The 18,605-nt window shown below is 52.0% G+C and carries 18 protein-coding genes and 1 other RNA gene; 14 read left to right on the top strand and 5 right to left on the bottom strand.

The window, feature by feature from the left end; translation table 11 throughout:
- Positions 1–13: 13 nt before the first annotated feature.
- Both rpsP and ffh read right to left on the bottom strand, forming a co-directional pair.
- The gene (gene rpsP, locus BFG58_RS19640) at positions 14–262 is read right to left on the bottom strand and encodes a 30S ribosomal protein S16 (protein ID WP_003863133.1); all 249 of its coding nucleotides are present in this window, start codon (positions 260–262) and stop codon (positions 14–16) included.
- Positions 263–378: 116 nt separating this feature from the next.
- Positions 379–1,740 carry a signal recognition particle protein gene (gene ffh / locus BFG58_RS19635; protein ID WP_014884878.1) on the bottom strand — a complete coding sequence of 454 codons (1,362 nt, stop codon included), beginning with the start codon at positions 1,738–1,740 and terminating at the stop codon, positions 379–381.
- A 166-nt stretch (positions 1,741–1,906) separates the two neighbouring features.
- Between ffh and BFG58_RS19630 the strand changes: the two genes are divergently transcribed.
- Complete coding sequence (locus BFG58_RS19630; protein ID WP_014884879.1) at positions 1,907–2,698, top strand: inner membrane protein YpjD; 792 nt, start codon at positions 1,907–1,909, stop codon at positions 2,696–2,698.
- 18 nt (positions 2,699–2,716) lie between these two features.
- The gene (locus BFG58_RS19625; RefSeq protein ID WP_045909263.1) at positions 2,717–4,003 is read left to right on the top strand and encodes an HlyC/CorC family transporter; all 1,287 of its coding nucleotides are present in this window, start codon (positions 2,717–2,719) and stop codon (positions 4,001–4,003) included.
- Positions 4,004–4,055: 52 nt separating this feature from the next.
- Here the strand turns inward: BFG58_RS19625 and grpE are convergent, their stop codons facing one another.
- The gene (gene grpE / locus BFG58_RS19620; RefSeq protein WP_008502499.1) at positions 4,056–4,649 is read right to left on the bottom strand and encodes a nucleotide exchange factor GrpE; all 594 of its coding nucleotides are present in this window, start codon (positions 4,647–4,649) and stop codon (positions 4,056–4,058) included.
- 122 nt (positions 4,650–4,771) lie between these two features.
- Here grpE and nadK point away from each other — a divergent pair, with 122 nt between their 5' ends.
- From nadK to bamE, 3 genes are all read left to right on the top strand, one after another.
- Positions 4,772–5,650 (top strand): NAD(+) kinase, encoded by an 879-nt coding sequence (nadK, locus tag BFG58_RS19610; protein ID WP_008502500.1) that lies wholly within the window; start codon positions 4,772–4,774, stop codon positions 5,648–5,650.
- 85 nt (positions 5,651–5,735) lie between these two features.
- Complete coding sequence (gene recN / locus BFG58_RS19605; RefSeq protein WP_069720406.1) at positions 5,736–7,397, top strand: DNA repair protein RecN; 1,662 nt, start codon at positions 5,736–5,738, stop codon at positions 7,395–7,397.
- Between the two features lie 138 nt (positions 7,398–7,535).
- Entirely contained in the window at positions 7,536–7,874 is a 339-nt protein-coding gene (gene bamE, locus BFG58_RS19600; protein ID WP_008502502.1) for an outer membrane protein assembly factor BamE, read from the top strand.
- Between the two features lie 108 nt (positions 7,875–7,982).
- On the opposite strand, the gene BFG58_RS19595 is transcribed toward bamE, so the two are convergent.
- Complete coding sequence (locus tag BFG58_RS19595) at positions 7,983–8,270, bottom strand: RnfH family protein (protein ID WP_069720405.1); 288 nt, start codon at positions 8,268–8,270, stop codon at positions 7,983–7,985.
- A complete protein-coding gene (locus tag BFG58_RS19590) occupies positions 8,260–8,697 on the bottom strand; it encodes a type II toxin-antitoxin system RatA family toxin (RefSeq protein WP_014832955.1) in 438 nt (145 codons plus the stop codon). The genes BFG58_RS19595 and BFG58_RS19590 overlap by 11 nt, the downstream gene beginning before the upstream one ends.
- A 156-nt stretch (positions 8,698–8,853) precedes the next feature.
- On the opposite strand from BFG58_RS19590, the gene smpB reads away from it, so the two are divergent.
- The 9 genes from smpB (at position 8,854) to BFG58_RS19545 (ending at position 18,208) form a co-directional block, all read left to right on the top strand.
- Positions 8,854–9,336, top strand: coding sequence for an SsrA-binding protein SmpB (gene smpB / locus BFG58_RS19585; RefSeq protein WP_024908331.1), 483 nt, complete (start codon positions 8,854–8,856; stop codon positions 9,334–9,336).
- Positions 9,337–9,425: 89 nt separating this feature from the next.
- Positions 9,426–9,789, top strand: a transfer-messenger RNA (tmRNA) gene (gene ssrA / locus BFG58_RS19580).
- Positions 9,790–9,959: 170 nt separating this feature from the next.
- Positions 9,960–11,207 carry an integrase domain-containing protein gene (locus BFG58_RS19575; protein ID WP_069720404.1) on the top strand — a complete coding sequence of 416 codons (1,248 nt, stop codon included), beginning with the start codon at positions 9,960–9,962 and terminating at the stop codon, positions 11,205–11,207.
- 1 nt (position 11,208) lies between these two features.
- On the top strand, positions 11,209–11,841 hold the full coding sequence (locus tag BFG58_RS19570) for a hypothetical protein (RefSeq protein ID WP_069720403.1): 633 nt from the start codon (positions 11,209–11,211) through the stop codon (positions 11,839–11,841).
- A 745-nt stretch (positions 11,842–12,586) separates the two neighbouring features.
- Complete coding sequence (locus BFG58_RS19565) at positions 12,587–13,153, top strand: ABC-three component system protein (protein ID WP_047353793.1); 567 nt, start codon at positions 12,587–12,589, stop codon at positions 13,151–13,153.
- The gene (locus tag BFG58_RS19560) at positions 13,147–13,647 is read left to right on the top strand and encodes an ABC-three component system middle component 5 (protein WP_069720402.1); all 501 of its coding nucleotides are present in this window, start codon (positions 13,147–13,149) and stop codon (positions 13,645–13,647) included. The genes BFG58_RS19565 and BFG58_RS19560 overlap by 7 nt, the downstream gene beginning before the upstream one ends.
- Complete coding sequence (locus BFG58_RS19555) at positions 13,634–15,538, top strand: ATP-binding protein (protein WP_069720401.1); 1,905 nt, start codon at positions 13,634–13,636, stop codon at positions 15,536–15,538. The genes BFG58_RS19560 and BFG58_RS19555 overlap by 14 nt, the downstream gene beginning before the upstream one ends.
- Positions 15,539–15,887: 349 nt before the next feature.
- Positions 15,888–16,103: an AlpA family transcriptional regulator gene (locus BFG58_RS19550; protein ID WP_069720400.1), complete on the top strand. Its 216-nt coding sequence runs from the start codon at positions 15,888–15,890 to the stop codon at positions 16,101–16,103.
- Between the two features lie 35 nt (positions 16,104–16,138).
- On the top strand, positions 16,139–18,208 hold the full coding sequence (locus BFG58_RS19545; protein ID WP_069720399.1) for a DUF927 domain-containing protein: 2,070 nt from the start codon (positions 16,139–16,141) through the stop codon (positions 18,206–18,208).
- Positions 18,209–18,605 lie beyond the last annotated feature (397 nt).

Here is an 18,605-nt window from a genome sequence, read left to right as displayed (position 1 = left end):
CCACCGTGACAGATTAAGCTGCTTTGTTTGCTGCTTTGATCAGCGTAGCAACGCGATCGGAAACAGTAGCGCCCTGGCCAACCCAGTGAGCGATACGATCCAGATCCAGACGAGTTTCTTCTTCTGCGCCAGCGGCCAGTGGGTTGAAGAAACCAACGCGCTCGATGAAGCGACCGTTGCGTGCATTACGGCTGTCAGTCACAACAACCTGGTAGAACGGACGCTTTTTAGCGCCGTGACGTGCTAAACGAATAGTTACCATAACATCCTCTTGTGTGAATAAAACAACCGGGCCCCATCGAGGAACGGAGCCCGGGTGTCATATTAAAAGCCCGAAAATTTTACTCATTTTCGGGCAAAAAGCAATCTCAAAAGCGATTAACGCCCTGGAAAACCGGGAGGCATCATCCCTTTCATGCCGCGCATCATCTTCGCCATGCCGCCTTTCTTCATTTTCTTCATCATGCGCTGCATGTCGTCGAACTGTTTCAGAAGGCGGTTAACGTCCTGCACCTGCATGCCGCAACCGGCTGCAATACGGCGTTTACGGGAACCTTTGATGATGTCCGGGTTAGCGCGTTCTTTCAGCGTCATCGAGTTGATGATCGCCTCCATACGCACCAGCACCTTGTCATCCATCTGCGCTTTCACGTTGTCAGGGATCTGGCCCATGCCCGGCAGTTTGCCCATCAGGCTGGCCATACCGCCCATGTTTTTCATCTGACGCAGCTGCTCAAGGAAGTCGGTGAGATCGAAACCGTCGCCTTTTTTCAGCTTGCTGGCCAGCTTCTCGGCCTGCGCGCGGTCAACCTTGCTCTCGATATCTTCGATCAGCGACAGCACGTCGCCCATGCCGAGGATACGGGAGGCAATACGATCCGGGTGGAACGGCTCCAGCGCTTCGGTTTTCTCGCCCACGCCGAGGAATTTGATCGGCTTGCCGGTGATGTGACGAATGGAAAGGGCCGCACCGCCGCGGGCGTCACCGTCCACCTTGGTCAGCACCACGCCGGTTAACGGCAGCGCTTCGTTAAACGCTTTCGCGGTATTCGCCGCATCCTGACCGGTCATGGCGTCGACAACAAACAGGGTCTCTACCGGGTTGATAGAGGCATGCACCTGCTTGATCTCGTCCATCATCGCTTCGTCAACGTGCAGACGACCGGCGGTATCCACCAGCAGCACGTCGTAGAATTTCAGCTTCGCCTCTTTCAGCGCGGCGTTAACGATGTCGACAGGCTTCTGTGCCACGTCGGACGGGAAGAAATCCACGCCAACCTGCTCGGCCAGGGTTTCCAGCTGCTTGATCGCCGCCGGGCGATAGACGTCCGCAGAGACCACCAGCACTTTCTTTTTGTGCTTTTCGCGCAGGAATTTACCCAGCTTACCGACGCTGGTGGTTTTACCCGCACCCTGCAGGCCCGCCATCAGCACCACGGCCGGTGGCTGAGCGGCCAGGTTAAGCACCTGGTTCTCTTCGCCCATCGCCGAAACCAGTTCATTACGAACGATTTTGACGAACTCCTGACCCGGGGTCAGGCTCTTGTTAACTTCATGACCAACCGCCTTCTCTTTTACGCGGTTGATAAAATCACGAACAACCGGCAACGCGACGTCTGCTTCCAGCAGCGCCATGCGCACTTCGCGCAGCGTTTCCTTGATGTTCTCTTCAGTAAGGCGTCCGCGGCCGCTGATGTTGCGCAGCGTGCGCGACAAACGATCGGTTAAATTATCAAACATTGTCTCTCGCCTGAGTAGAAACGTTGGGCCGCCATGAGCGACACATACACAGAATTTTGCCGGAGTATAACATGAAGGCGCCTTTGTTGTTATGCAACGGTTGGAGCAGGCGTCACGTAACGTTATACTGCTTCTCTTTCTTATTAAGACAACTGTCGATGCCTATATGCCTGTTTTCGCACTGATCGCCCTTGTTGCCTACTCTGTCAGCCTCGCGCTGATCGTTCCCGGACTGCTGCAAAAAAACAGCGGCTGGCGGCGCATGGCTATTCTTTCTGCGGTCATCGCACTGATTAGCCACGCCTTTGCGCTGGAATCACGCATCATCCCCGGCGACGGCAGCGTGCAAAACCTGAGCGTCCTCAACGTCGGCTCGCTGGTCAGCCTGATGATCTGTACGGTAATGACCATCGTCGCGTCTAAAAATCGCGGCTGGCTACTGCTGCCGATTGTCTACACCTTCGCGCTGATCAATCTGGCCCTCGCCACCTTTATGCCTAATGAGTTCATTACGCATCTGGAGGCGACGCCGGGGATGCTGGTGCATATCGGCCTTTCGCTCTTTGCCTACGCGACGCTGATTATCGCCGCGCTTTACGCCATGCAGCTCGCCTGGATTGACTACCAGCTGAAAAACAAAAAGCTGGCCTTTAACCATGAAATGCCGCCGCTGATGGTCATTGAGCGTAAGATGTTCCATATCACCCAGGTGGGGGTGGTGCTGCTGACGCTCACGCTCTGCACGGGCCTGTTTTACATGAAGAACCTGTTCAGCGTGGAGAATATCGATAAAGCGGTGCTCTCCATCATCGCGTGGTTTGTCTATATTGTCCTGTTATGGGGCCATTATCATGAAGGCTGGCGCGGTCGTCGCGTGGTCTGGTTCAACGTCGCGGGTGCGGGCATTCTCACCCTTGCCTATTTTGGCAGCCGCTTCATACAGCAATTTGCTGGCTAAGAAACAAAGGAGTTCCCCCTGGAACACATCTCTACCACCACGCTGATCGTTACGCTGATCGTCATGGTGGTCATCTCCGCCTATTTCTCCGGCTCGGAAACCGGCATGATGACCTTAAACCGTTACCGGTTACGGCATCGTGCTAAACAGGGTAACCGTGCCGCCCGTCGCGTTGAAAAGCTGCTCCGCAAGCCGGATCGCCTGATAAGCCTGGTGCTCATCGGCAACAACCTCGTCAACATTCTGGCCTCTGCCCTCGGCACCATTGTCGGGATGCGCCTGTACGGTAACGCCGGGGTGGCGATTGCCACCGGCGTGCTGACGTTCGTGGTGCTGGTGTTTGCCGAAGTGCTGCCGAAAACCATCGCCGCGCTTTACCCGGAGAAGGTCGCCTACCCGAGCAGCTTCCTGCTGGCACCGCTGCAGATCCTGATGATGCCGCTGGTCTGGCTGCTGAACATGGTGACGCGCGTCCTGATGCGGATGGTGGGAATCAAAGCCGACGTCACTATCAGCAGCGCACTCAGCAAAGAGGAGCTGCGCACTATCGTGAATGAATCCCGCTCGCAGATCTCCCGGCGCAATCAGGACATGCTCCTGTCGGTGCTGGATCTGGAAAAGGTGAGCGTGAACGACATCATGGTGCCGCGTAACGAAATCGTCGGTATCGACATCAATGACGACTGGAAAGCCATCGTTCGCCAGCTGACGCACTCTCCGCACGGGCGCATTGTGCTGTACCGCGACTCGCTGGATGACGCCATCAGCATGCTGCGCGTGCGCGAAGCCTACCGTCTGATGACCGAGAAAAAAGAGTTCACCAAAGAGGTGATGCTGCGCGCCGCCGACGAAATTTACTACGTGCCGGAAGGAACGCCGCTCAGCACGCAGCTGGTGAAATTCCAGCGCAACAAGAAGAAGGTCGGCCTGGTGGTCAACGAGTACGGCGATATCCAGGGGCTGGTGACGGTCGAAGATATTCTGGAAGAGATTGTCGGGGACTTTACCACCTCAATGTCTCCTTCCCTTGCGGAAGAGGTCACCCCGCAAAACGATGGCTCGGTGCTGATTGACGGAAGCGCAAACATTCGTGAACTCAACAAAGCCTTTAACTGGCATTTGCCGGAAGATGAGGCTCGCACCATTAACGGGATGATTCTGGAAGCGCTGGAAGAGATTCCGGCCGCGGGCACGCGGGTGCGCATTGAGCAGTACGATATTGATATCCTGGACGTGCAGGACAATATGATCAAGCAGGTGAAAGTCCTGCCCGTTAAACCCCTGCGCGAAAGTATCGCGGAGTAAGGTTATAGGCCGGGTAAGGCGAACGCCGCTACCCGGCACTACGGATAGCGAATTACGCTTTCGCTTTCGCCACGGTTACCATCGCCGCGCGAATGGTACGGCCGTTCAGGGTGTAACCTTTCTGCATTACGCCCAGCACTTTACCGGCTTCAATCTCTTCAGATTCAACCATTGCAATCGCCTGGTGAACGTTTGGATCCAGAGGAACGTCAGTATCGGCAATCACTTCCACGCCAAACTTACGCACCACGTCGAGCATGGATTTCAGCGTCAGTTCGATACCTTCGATCATTGCGGCGTTGTCCGGATTCGCTTTGTCAGCCACTTCCAGCGCACGATCGAGGCTATCGATCACCGGCAGCAGTTCGTTGACGAATTTCTCCAGCGCAAATTTATGCGCCTTCTCAACGTCCTGCTCGGTACGGCGACGCAGGTTTTCCATCTCCGCCTTGATGCGCAGAACACTGTCGCGTTCGCGATTCTGTGCTTCTACCAGCTGGGCTTCCAGATTCGCAATTTTTTCATCGCGCGGGTCCACCTGCTCAGCAGATGCGTCTGGCTCTACAGCCTCAACTTCATCGTGCTGTTCCGTGATAATTTCTTCAGGGGCTTGCCCCTCAGGCGTTTTCTGTTCTTTACTACTCATGAATTTCTCCGCGTTTTTCTGCATTCATCTCGCTAACTTCGCTTATTATGGGGATCAGTTTCCGGGATTCAAGGGAACAAGACAGATTGTCATCATTCATCAGGCACAAGGACCTCCAGAAAATGAATAATCATTTCAGGTGTATTGGGATCGTCGGGCATCCGCGTCACCCTACCGCACTAACGACACATGAAATGTTGTATCGCTGGTTGTGTAGCAAAGGCTATGAAGTGATGGTCGAGCAGCAGATTGCTCAGGAGCTGCAGCTGAAGAGCGTCAAAACCGGCACGCTGGCGGAAATTGGCCAACAGGCCGATCTCGCCGTGGTGGTGGGCGGCGACGGCAACATGCTCGGCGCTGCCCGCACGCTGGCGCGTTATGACATCAAGGTCATCGGTATCAACCGTGGCAATCTCGGTTTTTTAACCGACCTCGACCCGGACAATGCGCAGCAGCAACTGGCCGACGTGCTGGAAGGCCACTATATCAGTGAAAAACGCTTTTTACTGGAAGCGCAGGTGTGCCAGCAGGACTGCCAGAAGCGCATCAGCACCGCGATTAACGAGGTAGTTCTTCACCCCGGTAAAGTGGCGCACATGATTGAGTTCGAAGTCTATATCGACGAAATCTTTGCCTTCTCCCAGCGTTCTGACGGGCTGATTATCTCGACACCGACCGGTTCAACCGCCTACTCGCTATCTGCCGGCGGCCCGATCCTGACCCCCTCTCTGGACGCCATAACCCTGGTGCCGATGTTCCCGCACACGCTCTCCGCCCGCCCGCTGGTGATCAACGGCGACAGCACGATCCGTCTGCGCTTCTCGCACCGCCGAAACGACCTGGAGATCAGCTGCGACAGCCAGATTGCGCTTCCGATCCAGGAAGGTGAAGATGTGCTTATTCGCCGGTGTGATTACCACCTGAATTTGATTCATCCGAAAGATTACAGCTATTTCAATACATTAAGTTCGAAGCTTGGCTGGTCAAAAAAATTGTTCTGATTTTGCATCCAGGACTTTACTGTATATAAAACCAGTTTATACTGTATGAAAACACAGTTATGGTTTTTCATACAGGAAAACAATTATGCTGGCACAACTGACCATCAGCAACTTTGCCATTGTTCGTGAGCTTGAGATCGATTTCCACAGCGGCATGACGGCGATCACCGGGGAAACCGGTGCGGGTAAATCCATTGCCATTGATGCCCTCGGCTTGTGCCTTGGTGGCCGCGCCGAGGGCGACATGGTGCGCATGGGCGCAAACCGTGCCGACCTGTGCGCCCGCTTCTCCCTGAAAGACACCCCTGCAGCCCAGCGCTGGCTGGAGCAGAACCAGCTTGAAGATGGACGTGAGTGTTTACTTCGCCGCGTGATCAGCAGCGACGGTCGCTCACGCGGCTTTATCAACGGCACGGCGGTCCCGCTCTCCCAGCTCCGTGAACTCGGTCAGCTGCTTATCCAGATCCACGGTCAGCACGCGCATCAGCAACTCGTCAAACCCGAACAGCAGAAAGCGCTGCTGGATGGCTATGCGGGTGAGTACGCGCTTACTCAACTTATGGCGGAGCACTATCGCCAGTGGCATCAGAGCTGCCGCGAGCTCGCTCAGCACCAGCAGCAAAGCCAGGAGCGCGCCGCCCGTACGGAGCTGCTGGAATACCAGCTCAAAGAGCTGAACGAATTTAACCCGCAGGCGGGTGAGTTTGAGCAAATCGACGAAGAGTACAAGCGCCTGGCGAACAGCGGGCATCTGCTCTCAACCAGCCAGAATGCGCTCAACCTGCTGGCGGATGGCGAAGACGTGAACCTGCAGAGCCAGCTGTATAACGTCCGTCAGCTGCTTACCGAACTGGTCGGCATGGACAGCAAACTGTCTGGCGTCCTGGATATGCTGGAAGAGGCGGCCATTCAGATCTCTGAAGCTGGTGACGAACTGCGCCACTACTGTGAGCGTCTGGATCTCGACCCGAACCGTCTGTTTGAGCTGGAACAGCGTATCTCCCGTCAGATCTCGCTGGCGCGCAAGCACCACGTTACGCCGGAAGAGCTCCCGGGCTACTATCAGTCTCTGCTGGACGAGCAGCAGCAGCTTGACGATCAGGCTGACTCGCTGGAAACCCTCTCTCTGGCGGTGAGCCTGCACCATGAACAGGCGCTGGCGACAGCGCAAAAGCTGCATGAAATTCGTCAGCACTATGCTCAGGAGTTAAGCCAGCACATTACCGACAGCATGCACACGCTGGCGATGCCGCATGGCGTCTTCACCATTGACGTTCGCTTTGAAGAGAATCACCTGACGGCGGAAGGTGCGGATCGCATCGAATTCCGCGTCACCACCAACCCGGGGCAGCCGCTGCAGGCGATTTCCAAAGTGGCCTCCGGCGGTGAACTGTCACGTATTGCACTGGCGATTCAGGTGATCACCGCGCGTAAAATGGACACCCCGGCGCTGATTTTCGATGAAGTGGATGTCGGCATCAGCGGCCCGACGGCGGCGGTGGTGGGTAAACTGCTGCGCCAGCTCGGCGAATCCACGCAGGTGATGTGTGTCACCCACCTGCCGCAGGTCGCGGGCTGCGGTCATCATCACTTTATCGTCAGCAAAGAAACCGACGGTGAAATGACCGAAACGCACATGAAGCCGCTGGATAAACGTGCGCGTCTGCAGGAGCTGGCACGCCTGCTCGGCGGCAGCGAAGTCACACGTAACACGCTCGCGAACGCGAAAGAACTGCTGGCGGCATAAACTTTTTCGGGATCTCATGGTCATACAGAACAACAAAAACGCCGCCAGACCGGTTTCAAAGTGGGGCAAGGTCTATTATCATCGGCATATTACATATGAGCCGCGTTCTGCTCGGGCCCGAAAAGGAATCAAATCACTATGCGTTGTAAAATGCTGACCGCTGCCGCAGCGGTTCTTCTGATGTTGACCGCAGGCTGTTCCACTCTGGAGAAAGTGGTTTACCGTCCTGACATCAACCAGGGGAACTACCTTACCCCTAACGATGTGTCCAAAATCCGCGTGGGGATGACACAACAGCAGGTCGCTTATGCACTGGGAACCCCGATGATGTCCGATCCGTTCGGCACTAACACCTGGTTCTATGTATTCCGTCAGAAGCCGGGCCATGAAGATGCGACCCAGCAGACCCTGACGCTGACCTTCAGCAGCGCCGGTGTGTTGACCAACATCGACAACAAGCCTGCCCTGACCAAATAATCCGGTGTCAGAAAAGCAAAAAGGTGCTCATTGAGCACCTTTTTTGTATCTGAGTTCTTACGAAGAATCGTAGCCCCGGTAAGCGCAGCGCCACCGGGGAAGAAAGCGCTACTTACTGGCCTTCTCCGCGCGCTGACGACGCAGCTCTTTCGGGTCGGCAATCAGCGGACGATAAATCTCCACTCGGTCGCCCTCTTTCAGCACATCGCCGAGCTTCACCGGACGGCTGTAAATCCCGACCTTGTTCTTCGTCAGGTCGATATCGCTGCGAAGCTCAAGTATGCCGGAAGCACGGATGGCCGCCTCAACGGACGCCCCCTCTTCCAGCGTCACGCGCTGCAGATACTGCTTCTCCGGCAGCGCGTACACCACTTCTACAGCAATCTTATGCGACACTGTAAACCTCTTTGGCGCGGGTGGTGAACGCCTGAACCATATTCGATGCCAGCTCTTTAAAGATGCGGCCAAACGCCAGCTCAATCAGCTTATTGGTAAACTCGAAGTCCAGATGGAACTCAATGCGGCAGGCGTCAGCGCTCAGCGGCGTAAACTTCCAGCCCCCCATCAGGGTCTTAAACGGACCATCCACCAGATGCATCAAAATACTCTGATTGCTCGTCAGCGTATTACGGGTGGTGAACGTCTTGCTGATCCCCGCTTTGGAGACATCCACCGCCGCGGTCATCTGCGTCGGGCCGGACTCCAGAACGCGACTCCCGGTGCATCCCGGAATAAATTCTGGATAAGACTGAACATCGTTCACTAACTGATACATTTGTTCCGCGCTGTAAGGCACAAGCGCAGTACGGCTAATCTGAGGCATAGCATTTCCCATGGTCACACAACGGACAAATAATAACATTTATCACCTGTTAAAAAAACGCTAAGCCTCATCTCGTGCTAAGATAGCGCGTTAGACCTCACAGGACGCAATGAGGTGACTTTTTGAAATCAGATTACCGACGGCTTTACGACACTTATGACGAAGAAAAAAGCACATAAACCAGGCTCGGCGACCATTGCGCTCAACAAGCGTGCTCGCCACGAGTATTTCATTGAAGAAGAATTCGAAGCTGGCCTTGCGTTGCAGGGCTGGGAAGTAAAATCGCTGCGCGCCGGGAAAGCCAACATCGGCGATAGCTACGTGATCCTGAAAGATGGCGAAGCCTTCCTGTTCGGCGCGAACTTTACGCCGCTGACCGTCGCCTCTTCACACTACGTGTGTGACCCAACGCGCACGCGCAAATTGCTGCTGAACAAGCGTGAGCTGGAATCCCTCTACGGACGCATCAACCGCGAAGGTTTCACCGTGGTCGCCCTGTCGCTGTACTGGAAAAACGCCTGGTGCAAAGTGAAAATTGGCGTCGCGAAGGGTAAAAAACAGCACGACAAACGTACTGACCTGAAAGAGCGCGAATGGCAGTTGGACAAAGCGCGCATTATGAAAAACGCAGGACGTTGATTCTGCACACTTATTGTACTATTCAATAAGTTAGCGTTCCGGGCTGGTATCCAGGAAGTGAAATCTGGTATACTCAGTTCAACACTATTGGGGCTGATTCTGGATTCGACGGGATTTGCGAAACCCAAGGTGCATGCCGAGGGGCGGTTTGCCTCGTTAAAAGCCGCAAAAAAATAGTCGCAAACGACGAAAACTACGCTTTAGCAGCTTAATAACCTGCTCTGAGCCCTCTCTCCCTAGCTTCCGCTCTTAAGACGGGGATCAAAGAGAGGTCAAACCCAAAAGAGATCGCGTGGAAACCCTGCCTGGGGTTGAAGCGTTAAAACTAATCAGGCTAGTTCGTTAGTGGCGTGTCTGTCCGCAGCTGGCGTGCGAATGTAAAGACAAACTAAGCATGTAGTACCGAGGATGTAGAAATTTCGGACGCGGGTTCAACTCCCGCCAGCTCCACCAAACATTCATTCATGATGCATCATGAACCTTAAAAAAGCCTGTAACTTCAACGAGTTGCAGGCTTTTTTGTTGCATGTGTGGTCATGATCTCTGTATGAATCTTGAGCTTTTGGCACCACGCTTTTTTAGCACCACGGTATCGTGGGGCTAAAAAAGCGTGGTGCTAAAACATGCCTAAGCAACTGAAACCCTTAACAAATGTGGAGATCGCTGGCGCGAAGCCCCGTAGCACAGACTATGAGCTACGGGACGGTGAAGGCCTGTACTTGCTGGTTAAGACTTCAGGGAGGAAGGCCTGGCATTTCGAGTATTATCATCCCGTCACCAAAAAGCGCACCAAAACCAGCCTTGGCCCTTACCCGGTCGTTACACTGGCGATGGCCCGCGAAACTCGCACGAAATACAGACGACTGCTCTATCAGGGCATCGATCCCCGTCAACACTTAGCAGGAATAGCCGAAGAAAAACGCATCCAGAATGAATGCACACTGGAAAAAGTTGCGGAACAGTGGCTCAAAGAGAAGAAACGGACCAGCGACCTTAGCGAAGATCACGCCAAAGATGTCTGGCGCTCGCTGGAGATGCACGTCTTCCCTTCTCTGGGTAACATGCCCGTCACTGAGATCCGCCCGAAGATGCTCAAGGAACACCTCACGCCACTGGAAGAACAGGGCATACTGAAAACGCTGCGGCGGGTGATCTCACGGCTTAATGAAATCTTTCGCTTCGCCATCTCCGAAGAACTCATCGAGTTCAATCCGGCTGACAACCTGGTCGCCCGCTTCAAGAAACCGAAAAAGCAGAATATGCCCGCCCTTCACCCCAGCGAGCTGGGCAGACTGATGCTGGCGTTACAGAACGCCTCTATCCGCAAGGAAACCCGCTGCCTTATCGAATGGGAGCTACTGACCTGGGTTCGCCCCGGCGAAGCCGTCAGCGCCCGCTGGTGCGACATCGACATGAAAAAAGCGGAATGGCGCATCCCTGACACCTTTATGAAGATGAACCGTTCGCACACGGTGCCGCTCAGCAAACAGGCGCTGCGCGTTCTTCAGGTTATGGAACCCGTCAGCAGCCATCGCCCGTGGGTTTTCCCCAGCATCCGCAAACCACTGGAGCATATGCACCAGCAAACCGCGAACGCCGCACTTATCCGAATGGGGTTTGGCGGCGAGCTGGTCGCCCACGGCATGCGCAGCATCGCCAGAACGGCGGGGGCAGGTCATTTTCCCCGTGAAGTACTGGAATCTGCGCTGGCGCATCAGAAAGAAGACGAGATCGAAGCGGCCTACAACCGCAGCGACTATCTGGAACAAAGGCGACCGCTGATGCAGTGGTGGGGAAACTACGTTGATGCTGCCAGACGGCAGGCGCTGCTCGGTGCAGAAGAACCACTGCAGATCGTGGAAGGAGAATAATGTGACCAGTCCCATTCGTCAGAATCTGTTTGAACGGGAATGTGATATGCCGCTGCTGGAAGCGCGGCATCTCGCCCTTCTGCTTCTCGGCCTCGATGCTTCCCAACCTGCAAACGCCCTGCCGGAAGAACATCAGGAGAATTACCGTATCCTGCACGACGCTATCAGCCGCACCATCAAAGCAACGGGCATGGTCAGCGCCCCGGCGAACAAACGCATGTTCTATGCCGATGAGATGTTCGCACTGGCCTGGCGGCTTATTGATGACGAACTTACGCCGCCAGAAATTAAGGCCCGCAGCCAGAAGGCGGTGATGAAACTGTCGCGTAACAGCCGTGGCCGCAAGTGGCTGAAAACGCTCGGTGACGACGCGCTACCAGATCTCACTACTTCAGCACAACCTTCCCAGCGTGGGATGCATAAACGCGACAAGGCACGTGAGAATACTGCCCGACTCTGCTGGCTATTGGTTCAGCTTCTGGTTGAGGAGACTGACGGACGGTATGGGACGTCTGATAAACCGGCTTCGGATCGGATACTTCGAAAGCTGAAGATGCTGGCTCAGGAGCGGGGATTGTCGTTTGATGGGCTTGGGCGAGGGACGTTTTATGAGGTGTTGAAGATGGGGCGTTAAACATCATACATGACCACAGCCCGTAAAAGGCACATTGTTGCTGCATCAGTTTTTGATGGCATTAACCGAGCCATTCAGCGCTAATGGTGGTACTCCCGAAGACTAAAGCAACCTCCAGCGCAGCCTCTGCTCGGCATACCTTTCGTGGTGAAACAAAGAAACCTGACTTTATTGATTTCCCTATGATTTACCACCTATCAAAACCATCTACTTGAAACTAAAAAAAGAGTTTTACAGTTCTAAACAACTAATATACTGTATATACATACAGCACCAAGATTGATAGGTAGAAGTCAAAGGGGAAATGCAGGATTACATACATCACATAGTGTACGGGGGACGATGTTACAGATTCAAATGCTCCTTATAGCCTGACCCAGTCAGTTCTAGCAGGATTTTTCGTATCTCAAGCGACTATAAGAAAACCAGTACTTAAAGCGTGCAGGCACGGTGAGAATAACGAGGACGCATTATATTGTATTTGAAGGGTTGTTAAAGATGCCGTTTCACAATTAGAATTGTCCTTAAAATCATTCAATTGGAGGCATCATGGAATATTTAAGCGAAATCATTAGCTTTTTAGCTGGCGCGGGCATTAGTTGGGTAGCCACGTTTACTGTATATAGTTTCAAATTGAAACAAATAAATATGAATCAAAGCACTCCCACACAGAATAACAACACAGTAACGAACGGAAGCGTAGTCGGACGAGATCAGACTAATTCTCACTGAGGGAGTGATTGATGTGTTTAGCAAACAAGAACAATCTGGTAACAGGGTTAATGGAGGGAGTATTGTTGGCGGGGACCAAAAAAATTACATAACTAATATTGCTCGCAGCAGTAATCGAACTCTGGATCGCCTGTACCAAAAACTTTCACAAGAGGATGGGGTAAGTAGTGGACAGGATTTTTGTGATAAATTAAAACATTATTTAGCAACAGACACTAACCCTGACATCAGAGATTTAGAAACAAAACTAACAGACAGTGACAGAACCGAACTTATATATTTCGCAACGGACCTTAAAGAAAAGGCGTTTAAGGCGATATTGAAGTGTCAGTCCTCCAAAACTGCACAAGAAATTTATGCGCTAATATTGGATAAAATTCACACTGACTTTATGTTGAAGATCACACCGCTTATACAAGGTGAAGAAGATAGGGTAGTTGTCGATGAGAAAACATCATTAATATTAGAGAATATTAGTGAAATGTTAGGTGATAACTTGTTAGATTTATCAGAAAAAGATCTCTTAGGATTATTATATTTTTTAGGTGGAAATTGTCATATAAGGTGGGATAAATGTTAGTTTATCATCCAGCGTATGATGCCTATCATTGTCTTTTTAGAATGATGGCAATTATCGAAAGAACTGGTGAAGTTGAAATAGACAAGCTTAAAATTTTGGATTTTTATGTTTTGTTTCCATTTTTATTAAGCAATGTAAAAATGCCTCGCCAACATGTAAAAATAAAAAAGACTGCCGAACGGATTTATAATGAATATCATGACCCACTGAATCCAGAGATAATTTTTAAAGAAATGCGACATATTCAGGATGCGGCAATAAAATGTATGCTGGCAGCAGGTTATATTGGCTCCGATGAGCTAAATACAGGTTATGTTGTAAGGACAGATAAGAAATTACCACAAAAACTGGCCTTGGAAATGAAGGAATTCCTGGACAACAAAGAACCTTTTTCATCCTTCATTATCCAAAGCATGGCTAAATTTCATTTGATTGGACCAGATGGACTCAAGTCTAGAACTAAACTCATGGAGCATAGATATGACATTCATTAAGCCAACCCTTATTGTAAATAGACTAACAGTATTTCAGAATGGACATCGTGCATTTGATTGCGAATTTCACAAAGGTGTAAACATTATCCGTGGAAGAAATAGCTCCGGCAAAACCACTATCATGGATATGTTGGCTTTTTCATTAGGCGCGGAAAATATCAGATGGAAACCGCAAGCATTGAAATGTACAAGTACCATTGTTGAGGTATTTTTAAATAATGAGAAAGCATGTTTTAAGCGCGAAATATCGACAGATCCAATGCGCCCTCTGTATATTTACTGGGGGCCAATAGCTAAGGCTCTAGAGGCTGGCGTACATGAGTGGGAGTTATATCCATTCAAACGTTCTGAAAGTAAAATAAGCTTCACTCAGGCTGTTTTCACTGCACTTTCCATGCCGCTGGCGCAAGGGGCTGGCTCATCAAATCTTACGTTGCATCAGGTTTTGCGTGTTTTATACGCTGATCAACCTTCTGTGCATAGTCCAATTTTCCGATTTGATAGATTTGACAATGCACTGACACGTGAAACTGTAGGGGGATACCTATGTGGGGTTTATAACGATGAATTGTACAATGCACAACTCTCTCTCAGAGATGTAGAAACAGAGTTAACAAAGAAAGTTGCCGAATTAAAAAGCATTTTTAACGTTTTAGGCCGTTCTGGTCAAGCTCCTGATATGCAAGGTATTGATGAAAAAATAAAAGACCTGAACGAACTACGAACAATTGAAAATAAAAAGCTTACAGATGGGACAGCATTTTTATCTAATGATAAAGTTGACTCAGAAAAACGTGTAAATTCGTTACGAGATGAACTAAACCATGCTAAAGGCAAAACAGCCAAACTGAAAAACAAAATTCAGTCATTAGAGTTTGAGATTTCAGACTCTGAAATGTTTATATCAGAACTACAAGACAGACTGAAAAATTTGGAACAGTCCGGAGAAACCCGAGGCATATTTGATAGCATGAACTTTGAATTTTGCCCAAGTTGCCTCACGAAAATCGATACTATTAACAGTAGTCATACATGTCATTTATGTAAATCAGAACAATCAGATGATAAAGCGACAAATCAGTTGCTGAGAATGAAAAATGAACTTACGCTTCAAATAAAAGAATCTCTTCAACTGATGAGTAGAAGAAGAGATGAATTAGCTCGGTTAAAGCGAGAAGTTCCTTTAGCAGATAGTGAACTAAAAAGACTTGAACAAGAATTTTTCAAGGAGTCGAACTATTGGGCATCCCCTCAAGAAGCAGCTATAGGTGAAATATATAGGGCAATCGGACGACTAGACGAAGAAATAAAAAGAGCTTACGAGGATAAGAAACTTATTGTCGTAATTAATGAATTACAAGAACGACGTGATGAATTACAGGCTGAAAAAAACAGACTAGATGATCTTATAGATTTATATGAAAAAGCTGAAGAGCGACTTAAAGATAAAATCTATGACTCTGTAAGCACCATCGCACAAGAATTATTACAAGAAGATTTACCTTTACAAAAAGAGTTTATCACACCCGAAAGCGTAGAATTCAGTTTTACCGATAACAGTGTTTATGTCAATGGTAGCAAAAATTTCTCCGAAAGCTCGGCAGTGGTTCTTAGACATATTTTCCATTTAGCACTTCTTTCTGCAAGTATGGAAAATCATTCAATGAGACTCCCAAGATTCATGATGCTAGATGGAATAGATGATGGCGGCATGGAAAAAAATAGAAGTCATAATTTACAAGAGATAATAATCAATGAGTGTTCTCATTATGAACATGATTATCAATTAATATTTGCAACATCTGAGATTAACCCTAAATTCACTGAAAGCGAATTTGTGGTCGGAGAGTATTATTCCCCGAACAATTACTCATTAAAAATAATTGAGTGATCAGAAGTGTGGCTGTGTTTAAGCAGCCACACATAATATCTCTTAAATGCCTGCTGTCATTACTACCAAGTGGTAGGGTACAACTTGATTGCGCCAGTGATTGTAAGATGCTCGAAGTCGTGCGTAGCCATCCATGGACCTGAAGATATTTGAATCCGACAGATTCAAATCGCAATTAAACCATTTATTTTCAATAAATTAATCTAACACCATCAGTTTTGATGGCAAAGAATATCCTCTCGGACTCATTACTTTCTTTCTGGACTTAAGTTTTTCACCCGGACCTATACCTCCCCTTCCCGTTCCGCGCTATAACCGCTCCGACACTCTGTTCCCGTGAGGTGCAATCATGAAAACCCGTGCTGACATCAACGATGCTTTTCCCGAAAGCGGCAATGTGCGTATGCGGCAGGTGGTCCAGTTTCTGGCGATGAGCGAATCGTCGGTTTACCGCCTGATTAAAAACACCGACTTTCCCCGCCCCGTCCACCTCTCTTCCCGACTGGTGGTCTTCGATGCTGCTGAAATCCGCCAGTGGCAACAGCGCCGCGCCGCTATTCGTTAATCCACGCTCAGGGATGAGCCGACCGATACCTCATCATGAAACGCGCCCCTTTTCTCAACAAGCAGTCTCCCGACCGCACACTCGAAGTGGTGATCCTCGCCGGAAGCCTGGCATGGGAGACCTCACGCGCCTGTCGAAAAGATCCCGACCGGGAAGATGATGTTCCCCCGGTGGTACTCGGCCCGGATGAACTGGCCGATCTGAGCAATCTGACCATTATCAGGCCCGACACACTCTACGCCCGGGTACTTCGCACCGGCGATATCCGCGAAGAAGATCTGCTGAAAATCGCCGTAAAACTGGCGCACGCGGGTGTGCAGATGGCCCGGCTGATGAGCCACGACGGTGAGTTACTGGAGAACTGGAGCGGTCAGCTTGCACGCCTGCGGCAGGAAAGGCCTTCTGACATCCTGCCGGATCACTTCCGCCTCGATGAAGAAGCACTGTGGTTTGACAAGCTCACCGAACGCCGCGACGGGGAAAGCGACGTCCAGCCCCAGCGCATCTGCTCCCCTCTGTGCATCACCGCCATCACCTGCGACAGCCATGACGGCAGCTATGGCCGCCTGCTGGAATGGCACACCACCACCGGGCAATTGCGGCGCTGGGCTATGCCGATGGCGATGCTTAGCGGCAACGGCGAGGAGCTGCGGCGCATCCTGCTGGAGAACGGCCTGACCTACATCGCCACTCGCCCCGCCCTGCGCAGCCTGCTGTGCGAGTACATCTCACGGTCACTCCCCGGACGCCGGGTCACCTGCGTGGAGAAAACCGGCTGGCACAACGGCGTGTACGTGCTGCCGGATGAGGTTATCGGTCCCGGTAGCGACAATGTCATCCTTCAGGGCAGCCACTACCTGACTGGCGGCTTTGCACAATCCGGTACGCTGGCGGAATGGCAGGAGCAGGTCGCCGCACTCTGTGCAGGCAACTCACGTCTGCTCTTTGCCGTCTGCTGCGCGCTGGCCGCCCCGCTGCTGCGCCTGACCGGAACGGGCGGCGGAGGCTTTCATCTGCGTGGTGAGTCCACTGACGGTAAAACCACGGTGATGAAAGTGGCCGCTTCCGTGTGTGGCGGTACCGACTACTGGCACTCCTGGCGAGCCACCGGGAATGCGCTGGAGGGGATTGCCAGTCGCCACAACGATGCCCTGCTGCCGCTCGATGAACTGCGCGAAGTGGACCCGCGGGAAGCCGGAATGATTGCCTATATGCTGGCGAACGGCCAGGGCAAGGGGCGCGCCCGCACCGACGGCGAAGTACGCAACCGCAGGCACTGGACACTGCTGCTCTTCTCCACCGGGGAGCTGTCGCTGGCGGAACACACCGAACGCGCCGGAGAACGCCTCTACGCCGGGATGGACGTGCGCATGGTACAAATCCCCAGCGACACCGGGCAGCATGGCGCGTTTGAGCAGCTACACGGCTTTGCCAGCGGCCAGCAGTTCGCCGATGCCCTCTGCGACCGGGTCGCCCGCTTCCACGGCACCGCCTTTCGTGCCTGGCTGGCCTTCCTCACCCATCACATGGATGCCAGCACCACGCTGGCGAGAGAGTTACTTCGCCGCTACCAGACCGCCCTGATGCCGGAGCATGCCGGAAACCAGGTGCAGCGCATCGTGGCCCGTTTTGCCCTGCTGGCGGTGGCCGGAGAGATGGCAACGTTGCACGGCATCACGGGCTGGCAGAAAGGCACGGCGTATGAGGCAGTGCAGATCTGCCTGCATGCCTGGCTGAACGAACGCGGCCATATTGCCAACCAGGAGGATGAAGGCGTGCTGGCGCAGATCAAACGGTTCATCACCGCACACCAGTACAGCCGCTTTGCCTCGTGGGATGGCCCGGACCGCCCGCTGAATATGGTGGGCTTTCGCCGGGTGGAAAAAGATCCGCTGACGGGCGAGGAGCACACGCTGTTTCACATCCTGCCGGAGGGCTGGCGGGAAATGTGCCGGGGATTCAGTCCCGCCAGAGCGGCCAGATTATGTCTGGAAGCGGAATGCCTGCTGCCCGGCAGCGACGGGAAATACCAGTCGCAGGTTCGCCTGCCGGAGATCGGCAAAACCAGGGTCTACCGGCTCACCTCCCGCATCCTCAGTATCTGAGTGCCATCTCGCGTGTCTTAAAAAAAGGTGGTACAGGGTGGGACAAGTGGTACACGCAGGGCTGGCGCGGGTTTCAGCGTCCCACCTTAGAGAATTTGGTTTAAAAAAAGTGGTACAAGGTGGGACAGCCGTTGCTGAATCTGTCCCACTTTTCCGACTGGTATTTTTCAGGTGGTACAGCGCAAAGCCACGGCTGGCGCGGTTGTACCACTTGTCCCACCTGTACCACCTCAAAAACAGAAGAACTGAAAATGGCGAAAAGGGGCTGAAACGGCAAAGGCTGAAAGGAAGGGAGAATAAGGGGAACGGGCCTGCCCTTTAAAAGGGGGAAGTTCATATCATATAACAAAAAATATAACTGCGCTAAAAGCAAAAAACTCAAATCAACATTAATACT

Origin of the sequence: Enterobacter sp. ku-bf2 (assembly GCF_001742765.1) — a bacterium.
In the GTDB taxonomy this organism is placed as follows: Bacteria; Pseudomonadota; Gammaproteobacteria; order Enterobacterales; family Enterobacteriaceae; genus Enterobacter; species Enterobacter quasiroggenkampii.
Note: the sequence above shows the minus strand (reverse complement) of the source record. Positions and strands in the feature narration are given on the sequence as shown.

Coding starts and splice junctions, on each gene's coding strand:
- rpsP (WP_003863133.1), bottom strand. CDS start 262: ATGGTAACTATTCGTTTAGCACGTCACGGCGCTAAAAAGCGTCCGTTC.
- ffh (WP_014884878.1), bottom strand. CDS start 1,740: ATGTTTGATAATTTAACCGATCGTTTGTCGCGCACGCTGCGCAACATC.
- BFG58_RS19630 (WP_014884879.1), top strand. CDS start 1,907: ATGCCTGTTTTCGCACTGATCGCCCTTGTTGCCTACTCTGTCAGCCTC.
- grpE (WP_008502499.1), bottom strand. CDS start 4,649: ATGAGTAGTAAAGAACAGAAAACGCCTGAGGGGCAAGCCCCTGAAGAA.
- nadK (WP_008502500.1), top strand. CDS start 4,772: ATGAATAATCATTTCAGGTGTATTGGGATCGTCGGGCATCCGCGTCAC.
- recN (WP_069720406.1), top strand. CDS start 5,736: ATGCTGGCACAACTGACCATCAGCAACTTTGCCATTGTTCGTGAGCTT.
- bamE (WP_008502502.1), top strand. CDS start 7,536: ATGCGTTGTAAAATGCTGACCGCTGCCGCAGCGGTTCTTCTGATGTTG.
- BFG58_RS19590 (WP_014832955.1), bottom strand. CDS start 8,697: ATGCCTCAGATTAGCCGTACTGCGCTTGTGCCTTACAGCGCGGAACAA.
- smpB (WP_024908331.1), top strand. CDS start 8,854: ATGACGAAGAAAAAAGCACATAAACCAGGCTCGGCGACCATTGCGCTC.
- BFG58_RS19575 (WP_069720404.1), top strand. CDS start 9,960: ATGCCTAAGCAACTGAAACCCTTAACAAATGTGGAGATCGCTGGCGCG.
- BFG58_RS19560 (WP_069720402.1), top strand. CDS start 13,147: ATGTTAGTTTATCATCCAGCGTATGATGCCTATCATTGTCTTTTTAGA.
- BFG58_RS19555 (WP_069720401.1), top strand. CDS start 13,634: ATGACATTCATTAAGCCAACCCTTATTGTAAATAGACTAACAGTATTT.
- BFG58_RS19550 (WP_069720400.1), top strand. CDS start 15,888: ATGAAAACCCGTGCTGACATCAACGATGCTTTTCCCGAAAGCGGCAAT.
- BFG58_RS19545 (WP_069720399.1), top strand. CDS start 16,139: ATGAAACGCGCCCCTTTTCTCAACAAGCAGTCTCCCGACCGCACACTC.